The sequence below is a fragment of the Streptomyces sp. NBC_00996 genome (assembly GCF_045162675.1).
Lineage (GTDB): Bacteria > Actinomycetota > Actinomycetes > Streptomycetales > Streptomycetaceae > Streptomyces.
Map to the genome: position 1 here is coordinate 8,705,843 of NZ_CP108723.1, position 18,557 is coordinate 8,724,399.

Here is an 18,557-nt window from a genome sequence, read left to right on the forward strand (position 1 = left end):
GGGGTCCGGGGGCGCAGCCCCCAGGGACGGGACGGGTAGCGGCAGAGGGGGCGAATCAAACCGCCCCTACGCTGCGTACCCCCCGTCCACCGTGAACTCCGCCCCCGTGACGTACGCCGCCTCCGCTCCCGCCAGATAGGCCACCACGGACGCCACCTCACCCGCCGCCCCGAACCGCCCCAGCGCCGTCATCGCCGCCTGGCCCGCGGCATGCGGCCCGTCCGCCGGATTCATGTCCGTGTCGATCGGCCCTGGATGCACGATGTTCGCGGTGATGCCTCGATCACCCAACTCGCGCGCCAGAGCCTTGGTCAGGCCGATCAGGGCGGACTTGCTCGTCGCGTACAGGGTTCCGCCGGGCCCGGGCACCCGCTGTGTCATACAGGTGCCGACGGTGATGATCCGCCCGCCCCGGTCCATGCGGGATGCGGCGGCCTGGGAGGTGAGGAAGACACCGCGTACGTTCACGGCCAGGACCCTGTCGACGTCGGCGAGGGACAGGCTCTCCAAAGGGGCGAGCAGGCCGACGCCCACGTTGTTCACCAGGATGTCGAGGCCGCCGAGCGTCTCCACCGCCCGCTGCACGGCGCCGCCGGCCTCCTCCGGGTCCGCGGAGTCCGCCCGCAGCGCGAGCCCGCGCCGCCCGAGGGCCTCTACGGCTCGTACGACGTCCTCGGCCCCCTCCTTGCCGTTCACGTAGGTGAGGGCGACGTCCGCTCCTGCCCGCGCGAGCCGGACCGCCGTCGCGGCGCCTATGCCCCGACTCCCGCCGGTCACCAGGGCCACCTTGCCGTTCATGGTCGCTTGCGAAGTCGTGGTTCCTTGTGAGGTCATGCGCCCATCCCAGCGGCCCGAGCAGCGACGTGCTGGCGGCGAACGGACACCGAACTCGGTTCCCTGGCCGCCCTGGAGGGCAACGGGCGCGTGATCCTGCAGTCCCGCACCATCGAGAGCCTCGCCGACGCCCTGAGGAAGGCCCAGGGCGGCGACAAGCAGGGTCCGGCCGGAGGACTGTTCTCGACGCACGCCGGGTGAAGCGATGAGTTGCGGGGGCGGGCGGGGTCTGAAGTGATGACAACGGACCCCGCATCAGAAAGCAGGCACCCGCCATGGGCAAGCTCGTCTCCACCATCTTCGTCACTCTCGACGGCGTCTACCAGGCCCCCGGCGGCCCCCAGGAGGACCCTCGCGGCGGCTTCGAGCAGGGCGGCTGGAGTTTCCCGTACGGCGACGACGACTTCGGCCGGTTCATCAACGAGGTCTTCGACGGCGTGGGCGGCTTCCTGCTCGGCCGGCGTACGTACGACATCTTCGCCTCGTTCTGGCCGAAGGTGACCGACCCGGCCGACCCGGTCGCCTCGAAGCTGAACGCGCTGCCGAAGTACGTCGCCTCCTCGAGCCTCACCGAGCCCGACTGGGCCGGCACGACCGTGATCGGCGGCGACCTCGCCAAGGAGGTCACCGCCCTCAAGGAGCGCACCGACGGCGAGCTCCAGGTTCACGGCAGCGGAGCCCTCGTCCAGTCCCTGCTCGCCCTGGACCTCGTCGACACGATCCACGTACTGACCTTCCCGGTCGTACTCGGCGCCGGTCTGCGCCTGTTCCCCGAGGGCGCCGTCCCGACGGCCTTCCGGCACACCGGCGGCCGCGTCACCGCCGCCGGGGTCTCCATCCAGTCGTACGACCCGGCGGGCCGCCCGGAGTACGGCTCGTACGAGCTCCCGGAAAACGCCTAGTCACCCCCTCGCCGCGCAGGTACGGTGATCGTTCCCGTGCGAGCCGCCGCCGTCTCCACGCAGGCCCGTCCGCAGGAGACCCGGAGCCGCTCCCATGTCGTCGTTCGCCGTACCCGGCGCGCTCGCGCCCCGCCGTGCCTGGCTCACCGACCTGCCCCTGCTGCTCGTGGCCGCGGTGTGGGGCGCCAGCTATCTCGCCGCCAAGGACATCACCACCGCGCGGACGGTGATCGCCGTCCTGCTGCTGCGTTTCGCGGTCGTGCTGCCGGTACTGGTGTCCGCGGGATGGAGAGCGCTGCGGGCCCTGACGGCGGCACAGTGGCGCGGGGCCGGAGTGCTCGGACTGATCCTGAGCGGCATCTTCCTTCTGGAGACATACGGCGTCGTCCACACCTCGGCGACCAACGCCGGTCTCATCATCAGCCTCACCATGATCTTCACGCCGCTCGCCGAAGCGGCCGTGACCCGCGTACGCCCTTCACGCGCGTTCCTCGCCGCGGCCGGCGTCTGCGTGCTCGGCGTCGTGCTGCTCACCCAGGGCGGCGGCTTCACCCGGCCCTCGCTCGGCGACCTGCTGATGCTCCTCGCGGCCCTCGCCCGGACTGTGCACGTGCTCGCGATGTCCCGCATCAAGTCCGTCCAGGGCGCCGACGCGCTGCCGGTGACGACCGTCCAACTGGGCGCCGCCGTGGCGGTGTTCGCCGTCCTGTCGACCGGCGCCGACGCCACGCCGTGGAGCACGGCCGCGGGATTCGGTGCGCGGGAGTGGGCCGGGCTGCTGTTCCTCTCCGCGTTCTGCACGCTGTTCGCCTTCTTCGTGCAGATGTGGGCGGTGCGCCGGACCTCGCCGTCCCGGGTCAGCCTGCTTCTTGGAACCGAGCCCCTGTGGGCCGCCGCGGCGGCCATCGCCCTCGGCGGTGAACGCCTCGGGGCGCCGGGCCTGGTGGGCGGCGTACTGGTGCTCGCGGGGACCGCGTGGGGACGGCGGGCGACAGGTTAACTCCCGGAAAATTCAACGGACTTGGCGGGAGAAATCAGTTGCCTTGACATTGACATGCCATGGTCTACGCGCGTCATCCTGAGTCCATGAGATTCCCCCCACGTACCACTCGCATCGGCGCTCTGGTCGCCCTCATGTCCGCTCTGCTCGTCGGCGGTACCGCCGTGGTTCCCGCCAACGCGGCGGCGACCGCCGTGGGCAGCATCTGCTACGGCGCGCTGCCGTCACAGGCGTACGACACGCTGGACCTGATCGAGTCGGGAGGCCCTTTCCCGTACTCGCAGGACGGGTCCGTCTTCCAGAACCGGGAGAGTGTCCTGCCCTCCCAGTCGACCGGCTACTACCACGAGTACACGGTCATCACGCCCGGCTCCTCGACGCGTGGTGCCCGTCGCATCGTCACCGGCAGGAAGACGCAGGAGGACTACTACACCTCCGACCACTACGTCACGTTCAAGCTGATCAACTTCAGCTGCTGATCCGAGGGTGGGTCGCCGGTGCTCCACCGGTGACCCGGTCCGCCGGAAGTCCGGTCCGCGTTCAGCCGGACTTCCGGCTCTCGGCGGCAGCGAACAGCGCGAACGCCAGTGCGAGAAGTGTGACGCTCGCGTAGATCTCGTAGCCGTCGAGGAAGTCGAGCCGCTGTACGAGCCCCCACCCGTGCAGTCGGCCGGTGATCTCGTGCACCGAGCCCAGTGCGCCCTGGACCAGGGCGAGAAAGCCGAGTAGCTCCAGAATCTGCTTCATGCGCTGACCCTCGCCCCGCGGACCCCCCACATTCATCGGCCGCGGGGCGAGGCATGCCCGACCGAAGTCGTCGGCCGTGATGACGAGGGTCGGACGAAAGTCTCAAGCGGTGCGACTTTGGTCGCTGATACTGGTCGCGGGGGAGGTGGCGGCGGGCCTGCCTGCGTAGATTTGTCGACCGTGAGTGATGACAATCCGGAGCGCGAGTCGGCGACATCGTGGCAAGGGCCGATCGGGTGGACGTGGCCCGAGGCCCAGGCGCTGCCGGGGCGGCGGTGGCTGCTGCCCTCGGCCGTGGTCGCCGAGCTCGACCCGGACGTCGAGCGCGCGGGCCGCTCCGGACGGCCACGGCGCACCGTGCGCGACTGGGTCGTCGACTTCGGGTGCTTCCTGCTGGCCGTCGCCATCGGCCTGGCGGCCGCGGACACGCTGACCCACGACCCGAACATCCCGCACGGCCTCGTCGTCACCGACCAGTTGCTCGGCGCGCTCGCCTGCGCGGCGGTCTGGTTCCGGCGCCGTTGGCCGCTGGGGCTCGCCATCGCCATGATCCCCGTCGGACTGATCTCGACCACCGCCGGCGGCGCGGGCATGGTCGCCCTCTTCACCCTCGCCGTGCACCGGCCCTTCAAGTACGTGGCCTGGCTCGTCGGCGCCCAACTCGCACTCGTTCCCGCTTTCTTCTGGCTTCGCCCCGACCCCGATCTGCCGTACCTCGCAGCCGTCGTCGTCACCGCGCTGCTCACCTCGGCGGTGGTCGGCTGGGGCATGTTCGTACGGTCCAAGCGCCAGCTCATGCTGAGTCTGCGGGACCGGGCGCGGCGGGCCGAGACCGAGGCGGAGCTGCGGGCCGAGCAGGCGCAGCGCCTCGCGCGCGAGGCCATCGCGCGTGAGATGCACGACGTGCTGGCGCACCGGCTCACCCTGCTGAGCGTGCACGCGGGGGCCCTGGAGTTCCGTCCGGACGCGCCCCGGGAGGAGGTCGCGCGGGCGGCCGGGGTGATCCGGGAGAGCGCGCACGAGGCGCTGCAGGACCTGCGGGAGATCATCGGTGTCCTGCGAGCCGGGGACTCCGACGACGCCGGACGGCCGCAGCCGACGCTCGCCGCGCTCGACGGGCTGGTCACCGAGTCCCGCTCGGCCGGTATGAAGGTCGTCCTCGACAGCCGCGTCACCGATCCGGCCGCCGTCCCGGCGTCGGTCGGACGCACCGCGTACCGGATCGCCCAGGAGGGCCTGACCAACGCCCGCAAGCACGCGCCGGGTGCCGAGGTGACGGTGACGGTTCGCGGGGCTTGCGGAGACGGCCTGACGGTCTCCATCGGCAATCCCGCACCGCCGGGTGACGTCCCCCATGTCCCCGGGTCGGGTCAGGGACTGATCGGACTGACGGAGCGGGCGACGCTGGCCGGGGGCTGGTTGGAGCACGGGGTCGAGGGGAACGGGGGCTTCCTGGTGCGGGCGTGGCTGCCGTGGACCGGCTGACGGTTCAGGGGCGCGGGGAACTGCGCAGTCTTTTGGCGGGGGTCTGGGGGCGTAGCCCCCCCAGGTACGGCTCGGGTAGGGCGGAGGGGGCGAAAAAGGCCTGCCGCCCCTCCCGACGGCTCAGGAGTCGGTGCGCAGGACCACCCGCATGCCGTGGAGTTCGCCACGCTCCATGCGCCGATGGACGTCCGCCGCGGCGCTGAGCGGCAGCGTTTCCGTGGTGCGGGGCCGGAGCAGGTCCCGGGAGAAGAGGTCGTTGAGGGCGGTCGCCGCCGACGCGAGCTCCCCGGTGGTGGCGTGGGAGATGGCGAAGCCCCGTACGGACGCGTCCTTCATGTAGAGGGGACCCACCGGAAGGAGGGGTTCGTCCTTGGTGCCGGCCATCAGGACGATACGGCCGCGATGCGCGAGCAGGGCGACGGCGGAGGCGAGGTCGTTGTGCCCGGAGGTGTCGACATGGAGGTCGACTCCGCCGGGGGCCAGCTCCGCGAGGCGCCGCGGGAGCTCGGCATCTCGGTAGTCCACCACCTCGCCGGCTCCCAGATCCCGGCAGTAGTCGTGGTCGCGCGCCGACGCCGTCGCGATGACTCGGGCGCCCGCGCGGACGGCGAGGACCACCAGCGCGGCGCCCACGTTCCCCGCGGCTCCACCGACCAGGACCGTCTCGCCCGAGCACAGGTCACCATGGGTGAACAGGGCGAGATACGCGGCGGCGGCCGGGTGGACCACAGCCACCGCGACTTCGGGAGGTACGCCGGGCGGGAGCGGGTAGAGCCGGTCGACGGGCACCGCCGCCTGCTCGGCGGCCGCACCCTGACGGCCCCCGTGGCCGAGGCTGTTGCACCACACGGCATCGCCGACGGCGAACCCGCCCCCGGCCGACGCGACGGTGCCCACCAGGTCCCGGCCGATGACGAAGGGGAACTCCAGCGGCGTACGGAAGACCCCTGAACGGACAAAGGCGTCCACGGGGTTGACCGTGGTGGCCCGCACGTCGACGAGGACCTCGTCGGAACCCGGCACGGGTGCGGCGAGTTCTCCGTAGCGAATGACGTCGGGTGGGCCGAGTTGTTCGACATAAGCGGCACGCATGACCAAGGTTCCTTCCACCGCGGGGCGCCCTCGCGCGGGGCCCACGCGGTCCTTTTCAAGTCGTCGTCACGTCGCTGTCCAGGCGCCCCGAATTCCCGCCCGTCGCGACGTGGCGGACCCTCACGGGCATTCTTGCCCCGGCTTCCCGACCCGCACGGCATTCCGGGGATCAGCGGTGAGTCGCGCGCGGCGCCCGGAGCACGCGCGCCGGGGAAAAGGGGTGGGCGGCACCGATTTGAGACGTCCTGATCGCAGGCGTCCTGGCGAAGGCGGCGACCTGGTTAGGTGGATCCCATGACTGCGATCCGACTCCTGCTCGTCGACGACGACCCTCTGGTGAGAGCCGGACTGTCCTTCATGATGGGCGGCGCCGACGACATCGAGATCGTCGGAGAGGCCGCCGACGGCAGCGAGGTGGAAGCGCTCGTCGACCGCACCCGGCCGGACGTCGTCCTGATGGACATCCGGATGCCGACGGTCGACGGACTCACCGCCACGGAGCGGCTGCGCGGCCGCCAAGAGGCGCCGCAGGTCGTGGTCCTGACCACCTTCCAGGCCGACGAGCAGGTGTTGCGGGCGCTGCGCGCGGGGGCGGCCGGGTTCGTACTGAAGGACACCCCGCCCGCGGAGATCCTCGCGGCGGTGAGGCGGGTCGCGGCCGGTGATCCCGTACTGTCGCCCACCGTGACCCGCCAGTTGATGGAACACGCGGCGGCCGGCGCGCCCGACACCCGCCGTACGACCGCCCGCGACCGGGTCGCCGCCCTGAACGACCGGGAACGCGAGGTCGCCGTCTCCGTGGGACACGGCAGGTCGAACGCGGAGATCGCCGCCGAGCTCTTCATGAGCGTCGCCACCGTCAAGACCCACGTCTCGCGCATCCTCGCCAAGCTCGGCCTCAACAACCGTGTACAGATCGCCCTGTTGTCGTACGACGCCGGGCTTCTGGAGGAGGACGGGAGTTGAGCGCAGGACGGGCGCTGATCGAAGGACGGGCACTGAGCGGGGGCCGCGATCGTTGGTCGGGCAACGGGAGGAGGAACCATGATCGATCTGGGGGAGTACGGGCCGCGGTTCACGAGGGACCCGTATCCGGTGTACACGGCACTGCGCGAGCGGGGTCCCGTGCACTGGGTGCGCACACCGCCACCCGGCGCGTACGAGGGCTGGCTCGTCGTCGGGTACGAGGAGGCGCGGGCCGCCCTCGCCGACCCGAGGTTGTCCAAGGACAGCACCAAAAGGGGACTGAGCTCGTTCGAAGAGGAGCTGATGGGCCGGTATGTGCTGATCAGCGACCCGCCCGAACACACCCGGCTGCGCTCGCTCGTCACGGGCGCGTTCACCATGCGGCGCGTCGAGGCGCTGCGCCCGCGCGTCCAGCAGATCACCGACGAGTTGCTGGACGCGATGCTCCCGAAGGGGCGCGCCGACCTCGTGGATTCCTTCGCCTATCCGCTGCCCATCACGGTCATCTGCGAGCTCCTCGGCGTCCCCGACATCGACCGGGAGGCCTTCCGGGCCATGTCGAACGAGATCGTGGCCCCGTCCGACGGAGACACCGAAGTCGCCGCCATCGAGCAACTTGCCGCATATCTCGATGAGTTGATCGAGGGCAAGCGCTGTGCGGCACCGGCCGACGACCTGCTCGGCGCCCTCATCCGCACCCGCGCGCAGGACGGCGACCGCCTTTCGCGCGCCGAACTGCGCGGGATGGCGTTCATCCTGCTGGTCGCGGGCCATGAGACGACGGTCAACCTGATCACGACCGCGGTGCACACCCTGCTCACCCACCCGGACCAACTCGCCGCGCTGCGGGCCGACATGACCCTCCTCGACGGCACGGTGGAGGAGGTCCTGCGCTTCGAGGGACCGGTCGAGACGGCGACGTACCGTTACGCGGCCGAGCCGATGGAGATCGGCGGCAGGTCCATCGCGGCGGGCGACCCGGTGATGATCGGCCTCGGCGCCGCCGACCGTGACGCGGCGTACTGCCCGCACCCGCACCGCTTCGACATCCACCGCGCCCCGCAGGGCCATCTCGCCTTCGGGCACGGCATCCACTACTGCCTGGGCGCGCCCCTGGCCCGCCTCGAAGCCCGGGTCGCGCTGAGCTCCCTGCTCGAGCGTTGCCCGGATCTCGCGCTCGACGGGCCCCCTGGGGACTGGCTGTCCGGCATGCTGATGCGCGGCCTGCGAAGCCTGCCGGTGCGCTGGTGAGTGGCCCCGTTCCGCGAGAGGAGTGTCATCCGTGCTGCGTACGGCCGAGATCACCGCGGAGCTGACCGGCGAGGGCGCCTCCTCGTATGACGCCCACCGCGGGGGCGCTCGACTCAGTCCCGTCCGCCCGGAATCTCGGCGAGACGCACCGGTCGCCGCTCCCGCCGCGACAGCACACATGCCTCGGCGATCCGCAGCGCCTCCAACGCCTCACGGCCGTCGCACGGATTGGCGCGCTCACCGCGGACGACCTCGACGAACGCGGCGAGCTCGGCCTCGTACGCGGGGGCGAAGCGCTCCAGGAAGCCCATCCACGGCTTGTCGGCGGGCGGCGGCCCGGCCGGTTCGGTGGACGCGATCGGCGTACGGTCGTCGAGGCCGACGGCGATCTGGTCGAGTTCGCCGGCGATCTCCATCCGGACGTCGTAGCCGGCGGCGTTCACCCGGGTCGCCGTCGCTGTGGCCAGGGTTGCGTCGTCGAAGGTGAGCACGGCCGCGGCCGTGTCGATGTCACCGGCCTCGCGGAACATCGGGGGCCCGGCGTCCGACCCGGTCGCGTACACCTCGACGATCTCGCGGCCGGTGACCCAGCGCAGCATGTCGAAGTCGTGGATCAGGCAGTCCCGGTAGAGCCCGCCGGAGAGCGGGAGATAGTCGACCGGGGGCGGCGACTGGTCGGACGTCATGGCCCGGACCGTGTGCAGCCGGCCGAGCCGTCCCGACCGCACCGCCTCGCGGGCCGCCGTGTACCCCACGTCGAAGCGGCGCTGGAAGCCCAGCTGCAGAACCGTTCCGGCGGCGTCGACCTCGGCCAGTGCGGTCAGCGTGCCCGTCAGATCGAGGGCGATGGGCTTCTCGCAGAAGACGGGGAGCCCGGACCGTGCTGCCCGACCGATCAGTTCGCCGTGGGCCGAAGTCGCCGCCGTGATGACCACCGCGTCCACGCCCCAGGTGAAGATCTCGTTCACGCTGGGCGCGGCCGTCGCGCCCAGGCGGTCCGCCAGCCGATGGGCCCGCGCGGTGTCCGCATCCGTGACGATGAGGGAGCCGCCCACCTCGCGGTGACGGCTGAGAGTGGTCGCGTGGAATGTACCGATACGACCCGCTCCGATGAGTCCGATGCGCATGGGAACAAAGTGCGGTCCGACCCGGCACGATGTCAATGGTTTGTCCGGACAACCGAACCTCACAACTTCCCGTCAACATCTCGCGGAGCTACGCTCGGGCCGTGCCGAAACCAGATGTGGATCCGACCGTGTCGCTCCAGCTCAGCGTCGACCGCAGCAGTCCGGTCCCGCTCTACTTCCAGCTGTCCCAACAGCTGGAGGCCGCGATCGAGCACGGAACGCTGACCCCGGGCAGCCTCCTTGGCAACGAGATCGAGCTCGCCGGGCGGCTCGGCCTGTCCCGGCCCACGGTCCGCCAGGCCATCCAGTCCCTCGTCGACAAGGGCCTGCTCGTACGGCGCCGCGGCGTGGGCACCCAGGTCGTGCACAGCCAGGTCAAGCGCCCGCTGGAGCTCAGCAGTCTCTACGACGACCTGGAATCGGCGGGCCAGCGCCCGGCGACCCAGGTGCTCGTCAACACCGTCGTACCCGCGTCCGCCGAGGTCGCGGCGGCCCTGGGGGTGGCCGAGGGCGGTGACGTGCACCGTGTGGAGCGGTTGCGCCTCGCGCACGGGGAGCCGATGGCGTACCTCTGCAACTATCTGCCGCCCGACCTGCTGGAGCTGGACAGCGCGCAGATGGAGGCGACCGGTCTGTACCGGCTGATGCGCGCGGCCGGGATCACCCTGCACAGCGCCCGGCAGTCCGTCGGCGCCCGCGCGGCCACCGCGGAAGAGGGCGACCGGCTCGGCGAACCGGCCGGCGCGCCCCTGCTCACCATGCAGCGCACGACCTTCGACGACACCGGCCGGGCCGTCGAGTTCGGCTCCCACATCTACCGGGCCTCGCGTTACTCCTTCGAGTTCCAGCTCCTCGTACGGCCATGACGGCTCGGTGAGTACAGCCCTGAAGCTCGCTGATTTTCCGGCTCTCGCACGGCCATGACGCTCCCGTGATGCCGCCGGGAAGGGCGTACCCGCCCCCGGGGAAGTCCACCGCGCGCGGGACCCGCTGGTCGGGTGCGTGATTCCCGTGATTGATACTTGGACGTTTGGGGCCGGTGGGACACCGGTCCCAGGGGCCTATGTGACGGCCCCTCCGGGCCAGTCCGCAGGGCCCGGCGCACCAAGGAGCACGTAAGAAGGGCACGGCCTCGTGGCACGCACTCGGACCTGGGTAAGCATCGCGCTCGCAGGGGCGCTGGGGGTGTCCCTCGCGGGATGCAGCAGCACCGGGGGGAAGCGGGCCGAGGACGCCCGCAAGGCGGCGGCAGCCCAGGGCAGGGCCGCGGTGAACACGCCCAGGTGGACCTTCGCGATGATCACCCACTCGGGCGACGGCGACACGTTCTGGGACATCGTGCAGAGCGGCGCCAAGCAGGCCGCGGTCAAGGACAACATCAACTTCCTGTACTCGCACAACGCCGAGGCGCAGCAGCAGGCGCAGCTCGTGGACGCCGCCGTCGACAAGCAGGTCGACGGCATCATCGTCACGCTCGCCAAGCCCGACGCCATGAAGGCGGCCGTCGCGCGCGCCCGGAAGGCCGGCATCCCCGTGATCACGGTGAACTCGGGCGCCGAGGAGTCCAAGGCGTTCGGCGCGCTCACCCACATCGGGCAGGACGAGACGATCGCCGGCGAGGCGGTGGGTGACGAGCTGAACAAGCGGGGCCGCAAGAAGACCCTCTGCGTCCTGCACGAGCAGGGCAACGTCGGCCACGAGCAACGCTGCGCGGGCGTCAAGAAGACCTTCCACGGCACCGTGCAGAACCTCTACGTGCAGGGCACCAGCATGCCCGACGTGCAGTCCTCCATCGGTGCCAAGCTGCAGGCCGACAAGTCCATCGACTCGGTCGTCACGCTCGGCGCCCCCTTCGCGGACACCGCGGTGAAGGCCAAGCAGGACGCGGGCAGCAAGGCCGAGATCGACACCTTCGACCTCAACGAGAAGGTGGCCGCAGAGCTCAAGAACGGCACGCTCGGCTTCGCCGTCGACCAGCAGCCCTACCTCCAGGGGTATGAGGCCGTGGACCTGCTCTGGCTCTACAAGTACAACGACGACGGCCTCGGCGGCGGCAAGCCGGTCCTCACCGGACCGCAGATCATCACCAAGGACCAGGCCGGCGCGCTCGCGGGCTACGCGAAGCGGGGCACCCGATGAGCACCATCGCACCCGCGCCCGCGCCGTCGCAGGGCACCAAGGCCGACGAACGCCTGCTGAAGACCTCGCCGCTGCGCAAGCTCATGGGCCGACCCGAGCTCGGCTCCGTGGTCGGCGCGGTCGCCGTCTTCGTCTTCTTCGCCGTCTTCGCGGACAGCTTCGTACGGGCCGCGAGCCTCAGTACGGTCCTGTACGCCTCATCGACCATCGGCATCATGGCGGTCCCGGTCGCCCTGCTGATGATCGGCGGTGAGTTCGACCTCTCCGCGGGCGTCATGGTGACCAGCTCCGCACTGATCTCCTCGATGTTCAGCTACCAGATGACCGCGAACGTCTGGGTCGGCGTCTTCGTCTCGCTGCTCGTCACCCTGGCGATCGGCGTCTTCAACGGCGTCATGCTGACGCGCACCGACCCGCCGAGCTTCATCATCACGCTCGGCACCTTCCTGATGCTGACCGGCATGAACCTCGGCTTCACCAAGCTGATCAGCGGCACCGTCTCCACGAAGTCGATCTCGGACATGGAGGGCTTCTCCTCCGCGAAGGACGTCTTCGCCTCGACGATCACCATCGGCGGCGTCGACTTCAAGATCACCATCCTGTGGTGGCTGGCCCTGGTGGCCGTCGCCACCTGGATCCTGCTGCGTACTCGCGTCGGCAACTGGATCTACGCCGTCGGCGGCGGCGAGGAAGCCGCCCGCGCGGTCGGCGTCCCGGTCGACAAGACCAAGATCGGCCTCTATATGGGCGTCGCCTTCGGCGCCTGGATCTCCGGCCAGCACCTGCTGTTCTCGTTCGACGTCGTGCAGTCCGGCGAGGGCGTCGGCAACGAGCTGATCTACATCATCGCGGCCGTCATCGGCGGCTGTCTGATCACCGGCGGCTACGGCTCCGCGGTCGGCGCGGCGGTCGGCGCGCTGATCTTCGGCATGGTCAGCAAGGGCATCGTGTTCGCCGAATGGAACCCGGACTGGTTCAAGTTCTTCCTGGGAGTGATGCTGCTCCTGGCGACCCTGCTCAACCACTGGGTCCGCAAGCGCGCGGAGGCGACGAAGTGACCACGGACGCGAACATGACGACCGACTCGGCCTCCACGGACCGTACGGCGCTCGTCGAGCTCGACGACGTCAGCAAGTACTACGGCAACATCCGCGCCCTCGAAGGCGTCTCGCTGGAAGTCCACGCGGGCGAGATCTCCTGCGTGCTCGGCGACAACGGCGCCGGCAAGTCCACCCTCATCAAGATCATCGCGGGACGTCACCAGCACGACGCGGGCACCCTGCGCATCGAGGGCCGGGAGACCCGGCTGTCCTCCCCGCGCGAAGCTCTGGACCACGGGATCGCCACGGTCTACCAGGACCTCGCCGTCGTTCCGCTGATGCCGGTCTGGCGGAACTTCTTCCTCGGCTCCGAGCCCAGGAAGGGTGTCGTTCCCTTCAAGCGCATGGACGTCGACTTCATGCGCCGGACGACCCATGCGGAGCTCCTGCGCATGGGCATCGACCTGCGTGACGTCGACCAGCCCATCGGCACCCTCTCCGGCGGTGAGCGTCAGTGCGTGGCGATCGCCCGCGCCGTCTACTTCGGCGCCAAGGTCCTCGTCCTCGACGAGCCCACCGCGGCCTTGGGGGTCAAGCAGTCCGGTGTGGTCCTCAAATATGTGGCTGCCGCACGGGACGCGGGACTGGGTGTTGTGTTGATCACCCACAATCCGCATCACGCGTATCTGGTGGGCGACCGTTTCGTGCTCCTGAAGCGCGGCACGATGTTCAGCAGCAACGCCCGCGACGAGATCACCCTGGACGAGCTGACCCGCCAGATGGCGGGAGGAAGCGAGCTGGAGGACCTGCGGCACGAGCTGGAGCGCACCTCGTGAGGAGCGCTCGGACAGGGGCGCGAGGAACCGCGCGACCAGCCACAGGCGGCACGCAGGTCACAGGCGGCCCTGCGCTCCCACAGTGCAGCCCCGGCGGAGCGTAGGGCAGAATCGGCCCGATGAGCACCTACCGCGACCTCGCACACCGCGGCTCCGCGCGGGCCACCGTCCTGCGGACCGTGGGGACGCGCGAGCGCCGTTCCCACCTGACGGCGCCCCGTGTCCCCACCGTCGGCATCGACATCGGCGGCACGAAGGTGATGGCGGGCGTCGTGGACGCCGACGGCAACATCCTGGAGAAGGTCCGCGCCGAGACGCCGGACAAGTCCAAGAGCCCCAAGGTCGTCGAGGACACCATCGTCGAGCTGGTCCTGGACCTCTCCGACCGGCACGACGTGCACGCGGTCGGCATCGGCGCGGCCGGCTGGGTCGACGCCGATCGCAACCGCATCCTGTTCGCGCCCCACCTCTCCTGGCGCAACGAACCCCTGCGCGACCGCATCTCCAGCCGCCTCTCCGTACCCGTCCTGGTCGACAACGACGCCAACACCGCCGCCTGGGCCGAGTGGCGCTTCGGCGCAGGCCGTGGCGAGGACCACCTCGTCATGATCACGCTCGGCACCGGCATCGGCGGCGCGATCCTCGAGGACGGCCAGGTCAAGCGCGGCAAGTTCGGCGTCGCCGGCGAGTTCGGCCATATGCAGGTCGTGCCCGGCGGCCACCGCTGCCCGTGCGGCAACCGCGGCTGCTGGGAGCAGTACAGCTCAGGCAACGCGCTGGTCCGCGAGGCACGCGAGCTCGCCGCCGCGGACTCCCCGGTGGCGTACGGGATCATCGAGCACGTCAAGGGCAACATCGCCGACATCACCGGCCCGATGATCACCGAGCTGGCCCGTGAGGGCGACGCCATGTGCATCGAGCTGCTCCAGGACATCGGCCAGTGGCTCGGCGTGGGCATCGCGAACCTGGCCGCCGCCCTGGACCCCTCCTGCTTCGTCATCGGCGGCGGCGTCAGCGCGGCCGACGACCTGCTGATCGGCCCCGCGCGAGACGCGTTCCGCAGGCACCTCACGGGCCGCGGCTACCGCCCCGAGGCCCGTATCGCCCGCGCCCAGCTCGGCCCCGAGGCCGGCATGGTCGGCGCCGCCGACCTCGCCCGCCTTGTCGCCCGCCGCTTCCGCCGTGCCAAGCGGCGCCGCGTGGAGCGCTACGAGCGGTACGAGCGCTACACGCAGTCCCGCCGTACGACCCAGGGGTCGCTGTGACGGCCTCGCTGCCGCGCCAGGCATCACCGCCGGACGAGCCGCAGCGGCCGCCGGAGGACCCGCGCCACAAGTTCCGCCGCCGTGCCCTCACGCTGCTGATCATCGTGCTGCTCATCGGCGTACCGGCCGGCTATCTGGTGGTCTCCGCCAACCAGAGCCGCAACAGCGGCAAGCAGAAGGAGGAGAAGTACTCGGCGACCGGCCTCACCGCGGGCTGGCCCTCGCGCGTCCAGCGCCGCCTGTACCAAGTGCGCATGCCCGCGGACTCCACGGACGTCGCCTACTACGAGACCAACAACTGGAAGACCAGCCGCCTGTACGTGCAGTTCGGCACCACCGACGCGGGCCTGGACTGGTTCCTCAAGACCGTCGGCACCAGCCGGAACGCGCTGAAGAAGGACGACATCACCATCAGTGCCCGCGACCAGAAGGTCGTCGGCTGGGAGTTCACCGGCGTCGGCCCGTGGTCCGGTCTCGTGCACAAGCAGAAGGACCCGGCCCCCACGCAGGACATCGTCGTGAACTTGTCCGAGCCCCAGCACCCCATGGTGTACGTGGTCTCGCGCACGATTCCCTGACCGGTCCCGATCCGGTCCGGTCCGGCACGGTGGCCGAGGCCGATTGTCAGACCCCGCCCGTAGAGTCGAAGACAACTGATTCGACTGAGGGGCGGGAGGTGACCGGGCGTATGGGGGACGGGGTGGATGCGGTGGCCGAGCGGTCGCTTTCCGCGCGATCACTGTCCGTGCGGCTCGCCGCCGTCTTCCTGCCCGCGCCGCTGCCGCGCGAGGGGCGGGTCGCGTTCTGGGATCCGGACGGGGACGCGTTGCCGTCCGGCCAGAAGGTCGGGGTCACGGTGCCGGGGGAGCAAGCCGCGGGGGTGTCCTCGGGTGAGCGAGCCCGGGGTGCGTCGTCGGGTGAGCCGGTCGACGGTGCCCTGTCCGGCGAGCCGACCCGGCTGACGGTCGTACGGCCCCACGGTCCCGGAGTCCGCAGAGGCACCGTCCCCGCCGTGACGCTGCCCGTGGGTGAGGCCCTGTCGCTGCTCGCCGGAGCCCGGCGTGACCCCGCCGCTCATCCCGCCACGGCCTGCTGGGGCGCGGCCGCCCTGCATGCCCTGCGGCTCGTCGCGCGCGGGCGGCTGCTGCCGGGGCTGACGGCCGAGGGGCTCGACGCATGGCGCGCGGGCCCGCTCGACCAGGACGACATCGCCCACCTCAGGGCGGTGGCAGCGGCCCTTCCGTACGAGGGACATGCCGTCCCGCTCCCCGGCAAGGGCCCGCTCCGGCTGCCCGAGCCGGAAGCGCTGATGCGGTCCTTCCTGGACGCGGTCGCGGATACACTGCCGCGCACCCCGGCCGCGCCGTACACATCCGGGAAACCGTTCGCGGCGAGCGAGCCACAGCGGCTGCCCGGTGCCCACGACTGGGCCGCCGAGGTCGCCGCCGGCATGGACGCGGGCGTACGGATCTCGCTGCGCCTGGACCTGTCCGCCCACCAGCTCTTCGACGACGACGAGGGAGCGCGCCGCGCGGGCGCGGCCGTCGTCCAGGTGCACAGCCTCGCCGACCCCACCCTGGTGGTGGACGCGACGGCCCTGTGGGCGGGGGAGGCCGACGCCACCTTCGGCCCCCGCGCGCGCGTCGACGCGGCCCTCGCCGTCCGCCGCGCAGCCCGCGTCTGGCCACCACTCGACCGACTGTCCGAACAGGACGTGCCCGACGTACTCGCCCTCTCCGAGGAGGAGTTGTCCGATCTGCTCGGGGTGGCGGCCACCCGGCTCGGCGCGGCCGGAGTCGCCGTGCACTGGCCCCGCGACCTCGCCCACGACCTGAGCGCGGCGGCGGTGGTGCGCCCGGCGCCCGGGTCGGCGACGGACGGCACCGGTTTCTTCGAGAGCGAGGAACTGCTTCAGTTCCGCTGGCAGTTGGCCCTCGGCGGCGATCCGCTCACCGAGGCCGAGATGGACACCCTGGCCGAGGCCCATCGCCCGGTCGTCCGGCTGCGCGACCAGTGGGTGCTCGTCGACCCGGCGCTCGTCCGCAAGGCCCGCAAACGCGAACTGGGCCTGCTCGACCCGGTCGACGCGCTGTCCGTGGCGCTCACCGGCAGCGCCGAGGTCGACGGTGAGACGGTCGAGGCGGTGCCGGTCGGCGCGCTGGCCGCACTGCGTGACCGGCTGACGGCGGGCGTGGCTTCCGTGGACCCGCCGCCGGAGCTTCAGGCCCGCCTTCGCGACTACCAACTCCGCGGCCTCGCCTGGCTGGACCTGATGACCTCCCTCGGGCTGGGCGGCTGCCTCGCCGACGACATGGGGCTCGGCAAGACCGTCACCGTCATCGCGCTGCACCTGCGCCGGGCCCACGGCGAGCCGACCCTGGTGGTCTGCCCGGCGTCGCTGCTGGGCAACTGGCAGCGGGAGATCGCCCGTTTCGCGCCCGGCGTGCCCGTCCGCCGCTTCCACGGACCCGACCGCACCCTCGACGACCTCGACGGCGGCTTCGTCCTCACCACATACGGGACGATGCGGTCCACCGCGCCGATGCTCGCCCAGCAGAAGTGGGGCATGGTCGTCGCGGACGAAGCGCAGCACGTCAAGAACCCCTACTCGGCGACGGCGAAGGCCCTGCGGACGATCCCGTCTCCCGCGCGCGTGGCACTCACCGGCACCCCCGTGGAGAACAACCTCTCCGAACTCTGGGCCCTGTTGGACTGGACGACCCCCGGACTGCTCGGCCCCCTCAAGTCCTTCCGGGCCCGGCACGCGCGCGCCGTGGAGAACGGCGAGGACGAGGAGGCGGTCGCCCGCCTGGCCCGGCTGATCCGCCCCTTCCTGCTCCGCCGCAAGAAGTCGGACCCCGGGATCGTCCCGGAGCTCCCGCCCAAGACGGAGACCGACCACCCGGTTCCCCTCACCCGCGAGCAGGCCTCCCTCTACGAGGCGGTGGTCCGGGAATCGATGCTGGCGATCGAGACCACCGAGGGCATCGCGCGCCGGGGCCTGGTCCTCAAACTCCTCACCTCCCTCAAGCAGATCTGCAACCATCCGGCGCTGTTTCTCAAGGAGGACGCCCGAGCCGCCCACGGGCCCTCCGCCCGCTCCGGCAAACTCGCCCTGCTCGATGAGCTGTTGGACACGCTGCTCGCCGAGGACGGTTCGGCGCTCGTCTTCACCCAGTACGTCGGGATGGCCCGCCTCATCACCGCGCACCTCGCCGCCCGCGCCGTCCCCGTGGAGCTCCTGCACGGCGGCACACCGGTCGCGGAGCGGGAACACATGGTGGACCGTTTCCAGAGCGGGGCGACCCCGGTCCTGGTGCTGTCCCTCAAGGCCGCGGGCACCGGTCTGAACCTGACCCGCGCCGGCCATGTCGTGCACTTCGACCGCTGGTGGAACCCCGCCGTCGAGGAACAGGCCACCGACCGTGCCTACCGCATCGGCCAGACCCAGCCCGTCCAGGTCCACCGCCTCATCACCGAGGGCACGGTGGAGGACCGCATCGCCGAGATGCTCGAAGCGAAGCGGGCGCTGGCCGACGCCATCCTCGGCTCCGGCGAGGCGTCCCTGACAGAACTGACCGACCGCGAGCTGTCGGACCTGGTGTCGCTTCGGAGGTCCTCGTGAACGGTTCCGAGAGCGACGAGCGGCCGGTGGCAGCCGGGGCGGAGGAGGAACGCGAGGACAGCGACCGGCATGGGGACACGGGTAGGCCCGCCGGCACCGATCTGCCCCGCCCCGTTGCCGGGGCGCGACCTGCGGACGAGGCCCGTCGGGCGCTGCGGGCCGCGCGGGAGCGCGACGTTCGGGAGAGCGGGCCGGCCGACGCGGCTGACGACCAGTCGGCCCCGCTTGCCGCGCGGGGCGCGGTCGGG

General features: G+C 71.2%; 17 protein-coding genes and 1 pseudogene. 14 read left to right on the forward strand and 4 right to left on the reverse strand.

The genetic code is table 11. From position 1 onward, the window contains the following. Nucleotides 1-66: 66 nt before the first annotated feature. Nucleotides 67-798, reverse strand: coding sequence for a 3-oxoacyl-ACP reductase family protein (locus OG390_RS40490; protein ID WP_406174916.1), 732 nt, complete (start codon nucleotides 796-798; stop codon nucleotides 67-69). Nucleotides 799-894: 96 nt separating this feature from the next. On the opposite strand from OG390_RS40490, the pseudogene OG390_RS40495 reads away from it, so the two are divergent. The 4 genes and pseudogenes from OG390_RS40495 to OG390_RS40510 all read left to right on the forward strand — a co-directional run. After that, nucleotides 895-1,035, forward strand: a pseudogene (locus OG390_RS40495) (AIM24 family protein); the annotation flags it as partial. 74 nt (nucleotides 1,036-1,109) lie between these two features. Then, nucleotides 1,110-1,736: a dihydrofolate reductase family protein gene (locus OG390_RS40500; protein WP_406174918.1), complete on the forward strand. Its 627-nt coding sequence runs from the start codon at nucleotides 1,110-1,112 to the stop codon at nucleotides 1,734-1,736. Nucleotides 1,737-1,830: 94 nt separating this feature from the next. Next, nucleotides 1,831-2,736 (forward strand): DMT family transporter, encoded by a 906-nt coding sequence (locus OG390_RS40505; protein WP_406174920.1) that lies wholly within the window; start codon nucleotides 1,831-1,833, stop codon nucleotides 2,734-2,736. 86 nt (nucleotides 2,737-2,822) lie between these two features. Continuing rightward, nucleotides 2,823-3,215: a ribonuclease domain-containing protein gene (locus tag OG390_RS40510; protein WP_406174922.1), complete on the forward strand. Its 393-nt coding sequence runs from the start codon at nucleotides 2,823-2,825 to the stop codon at nucleotides 3,213-3,215. A gap of 61 nt (nucleotides 3,216-3,276) precedes the next feature. Here the strand turns inward: OG390_RS40510 and OG390_RS40515 are convergent, their stop codons facing one another. Further along, nucleotides 3,277-3,483 (reverse strand): hypothetical protein, encoded by a 207-nt coding sequence (locus OG390_RS40515; protein WP_406174924.1) that lies wholly within the window; start codon nucleotides 3,481-3,483, stop codon nucleotides 3,277-3,279. Nucleotides 3,484-3,714: 231 nt separating this feature from the next. On the opposite strand from OG390_RS40515, the gene OG390_RS40520 reads away from it, so the two are divergent. Next, complete coding sequence (locus tag OG390_RS40520) at nucleotides 3,715-4,968, forward strand: sensor histidine kinase (protein WP_406178154.1); 1,254 nt, start codon at nucleotides 3,715-3,717, stop codon at nucleotides 4,966-4,968. Nucleotides 4,969-5,088: 120 nt separating this feature from the next. On the opposite strand, the gene OG390_RS40525 is transcribed toward OG390_RS40520, so the two are convergent. After that, nucleotides 5,089-6,060, reverse strand: coding sequence for an NADPH:quinone reductase (locus OG390_RS40525; protein ID WP_406174926.1), 972 nt, complete (start codon nucleotides 6,058-6,060; stop codon nucleotides 5,089-5,091). Between the two features lie 294 nt (nucleotides 6,061-6,354). Between OG390_RS40525 and OG390_RS40530 the strand changes: the two genes are divergently transcribed. Continuing rightward, the gene (locus tag OG390_RS40530; RefSeq protein WP_406174928.1) at nucleotides 6,355-7,026 is read left to right on the forward strand and encodes a response regulator; all 672 of its coding nucleotides are present in this window, start codon (nucleotides 6,355-6,357) and stop codon (nucleotides 7,024-7,026) included. Between the two features lie 78 nt (nucleotides 7,027-7,104). Further along, nucleotides 7,105-8,277, forward strand: coding sequence for a cytochrome P450 (locus OG390_RS40535; protein WP_406174930.1), 1,173 nt, complete (start codon nucleotides 7,105-7,107; stop codon nucleotides 8,275-8,277). Between the two features lie 113 nt (nucleotides 8,278-8,390). Here the strand turns inward: OG390_RS40535 and OG390_RS40540 are convergent, their stop codons facing one another. Then, the gene (locus OG390_RS40540) at nucleotides 8,391-9,404 is read right to left on the reverse strand and encodes a Gfo/Idh/MocA family oxidoreductase (RefSeq protein WP_406174932.1); all 1,014 of its coding nucleotides are present in this window, start codon (nucleotides 9,402-9,404) and stop codon (nucleotides 8,391-8,393) included. Between the two features lie 128 nt (nucleotides 9,405-9,532). Here OG390_RS40540 and OG390_RS40545 point away from each other — a divergent pair, with 128 nt between their 5' ends. The 7 genes from OG390_RS40545 (at nucleotide 9,533) to OG390_RS40575 (ending at nucleotide 18,309) form a co-directional block, all read left to right on the forward strand. Beyond that, complete coding sequence (locus OG390_RS40545; protein WP_406178156.1) at nucleotides 9,533-10,270, forward strand: GntR family transcriptional regulator; 738 nt, start codon at nucleotides 9,533-9,535, stop codon at nucleotides 10,268-10,270. Nucleotides 10,271-10,538: 268 nt separating this feature from the next. Continuing rightward, complete coding sequence (locus OG390_RS40550; RefSeq protein ID WP_406174934.1) at nucleotides 10,539-11,543, forward strand: sugar ABC transporter substrate-binding protein; 1,005 nt, start codon at nucleotides 10,539-10,541, stop codon at nucleotides 11,541-11,543. Further along, nucleotides 11,540-12,601: an ABC transporter permease gene (locus OG390_RS40555; protein ID WP_406174936.1), complete on the forward strand. Its 1,062-nt coding sequence runs from the start codon at nucleotides 11,540-11,542 to the stop codon at nucleotides 12,599-12,601. The genes OG390_RS40550 and OG390_RS40555 overlap by 4 nt, the downstream gene beginning before the upstream one ends. 14 nt (nucleotides 12,602-12,615) lie before the next feature. Beyond that, the gene (locus OG390_RS40560) at nucleotides 12,616-13,419 is read left to right on the forward strand and encodes an ATP-binding cassette domain-containing protein (protein WP_406178157.1); all 804 of its coding nucleotides are present in this window, start codon (nucleotides 12,616-12,618) and stop codon (nucleotides 13,417-13,419) included. 119 nt (nucleotides 13,420-13,538) lie between these two features. Beyond that, entirely contained in the window at nucleotides 13,539-14,684 is a 1,146-nt protein-coding gene (locus tag OG390_RS40565; RefSeq protein WP_406174937.1) for an ROK family glucokinase, read from the forward strand. Then, entirely contained in the window at nucleotides 14,681-15,262 is a 582-nt protein-coding gene (locus OG390_RS40570; RefSeq protein WP_406174939.1) for a sugar kinase, read from the forward strand. The genes OG390_RS40565 and OG390_RS40570 overlap by 4 nt, the downstream gene beginning before the upstream one ends. Nucleotides 15,263-15,372: 110 nt before the next feature. Next, the gene (locus tag OG390_RS40575; protein ID WP_406178159.1) at nucleotides 15,373-18,309 is read left to right on the forward strand and encodes a DEAD/DEAH box helicase; all 2,937 of its coding nucleotides are present in this window, start codon (nucleotides 15,373-15,375) and stop codon (nucleotides 18,307-18,309) included. The last annotated feature ends 248 nt before the right edge of the window (nucleotides 18,310-18,557 follow it).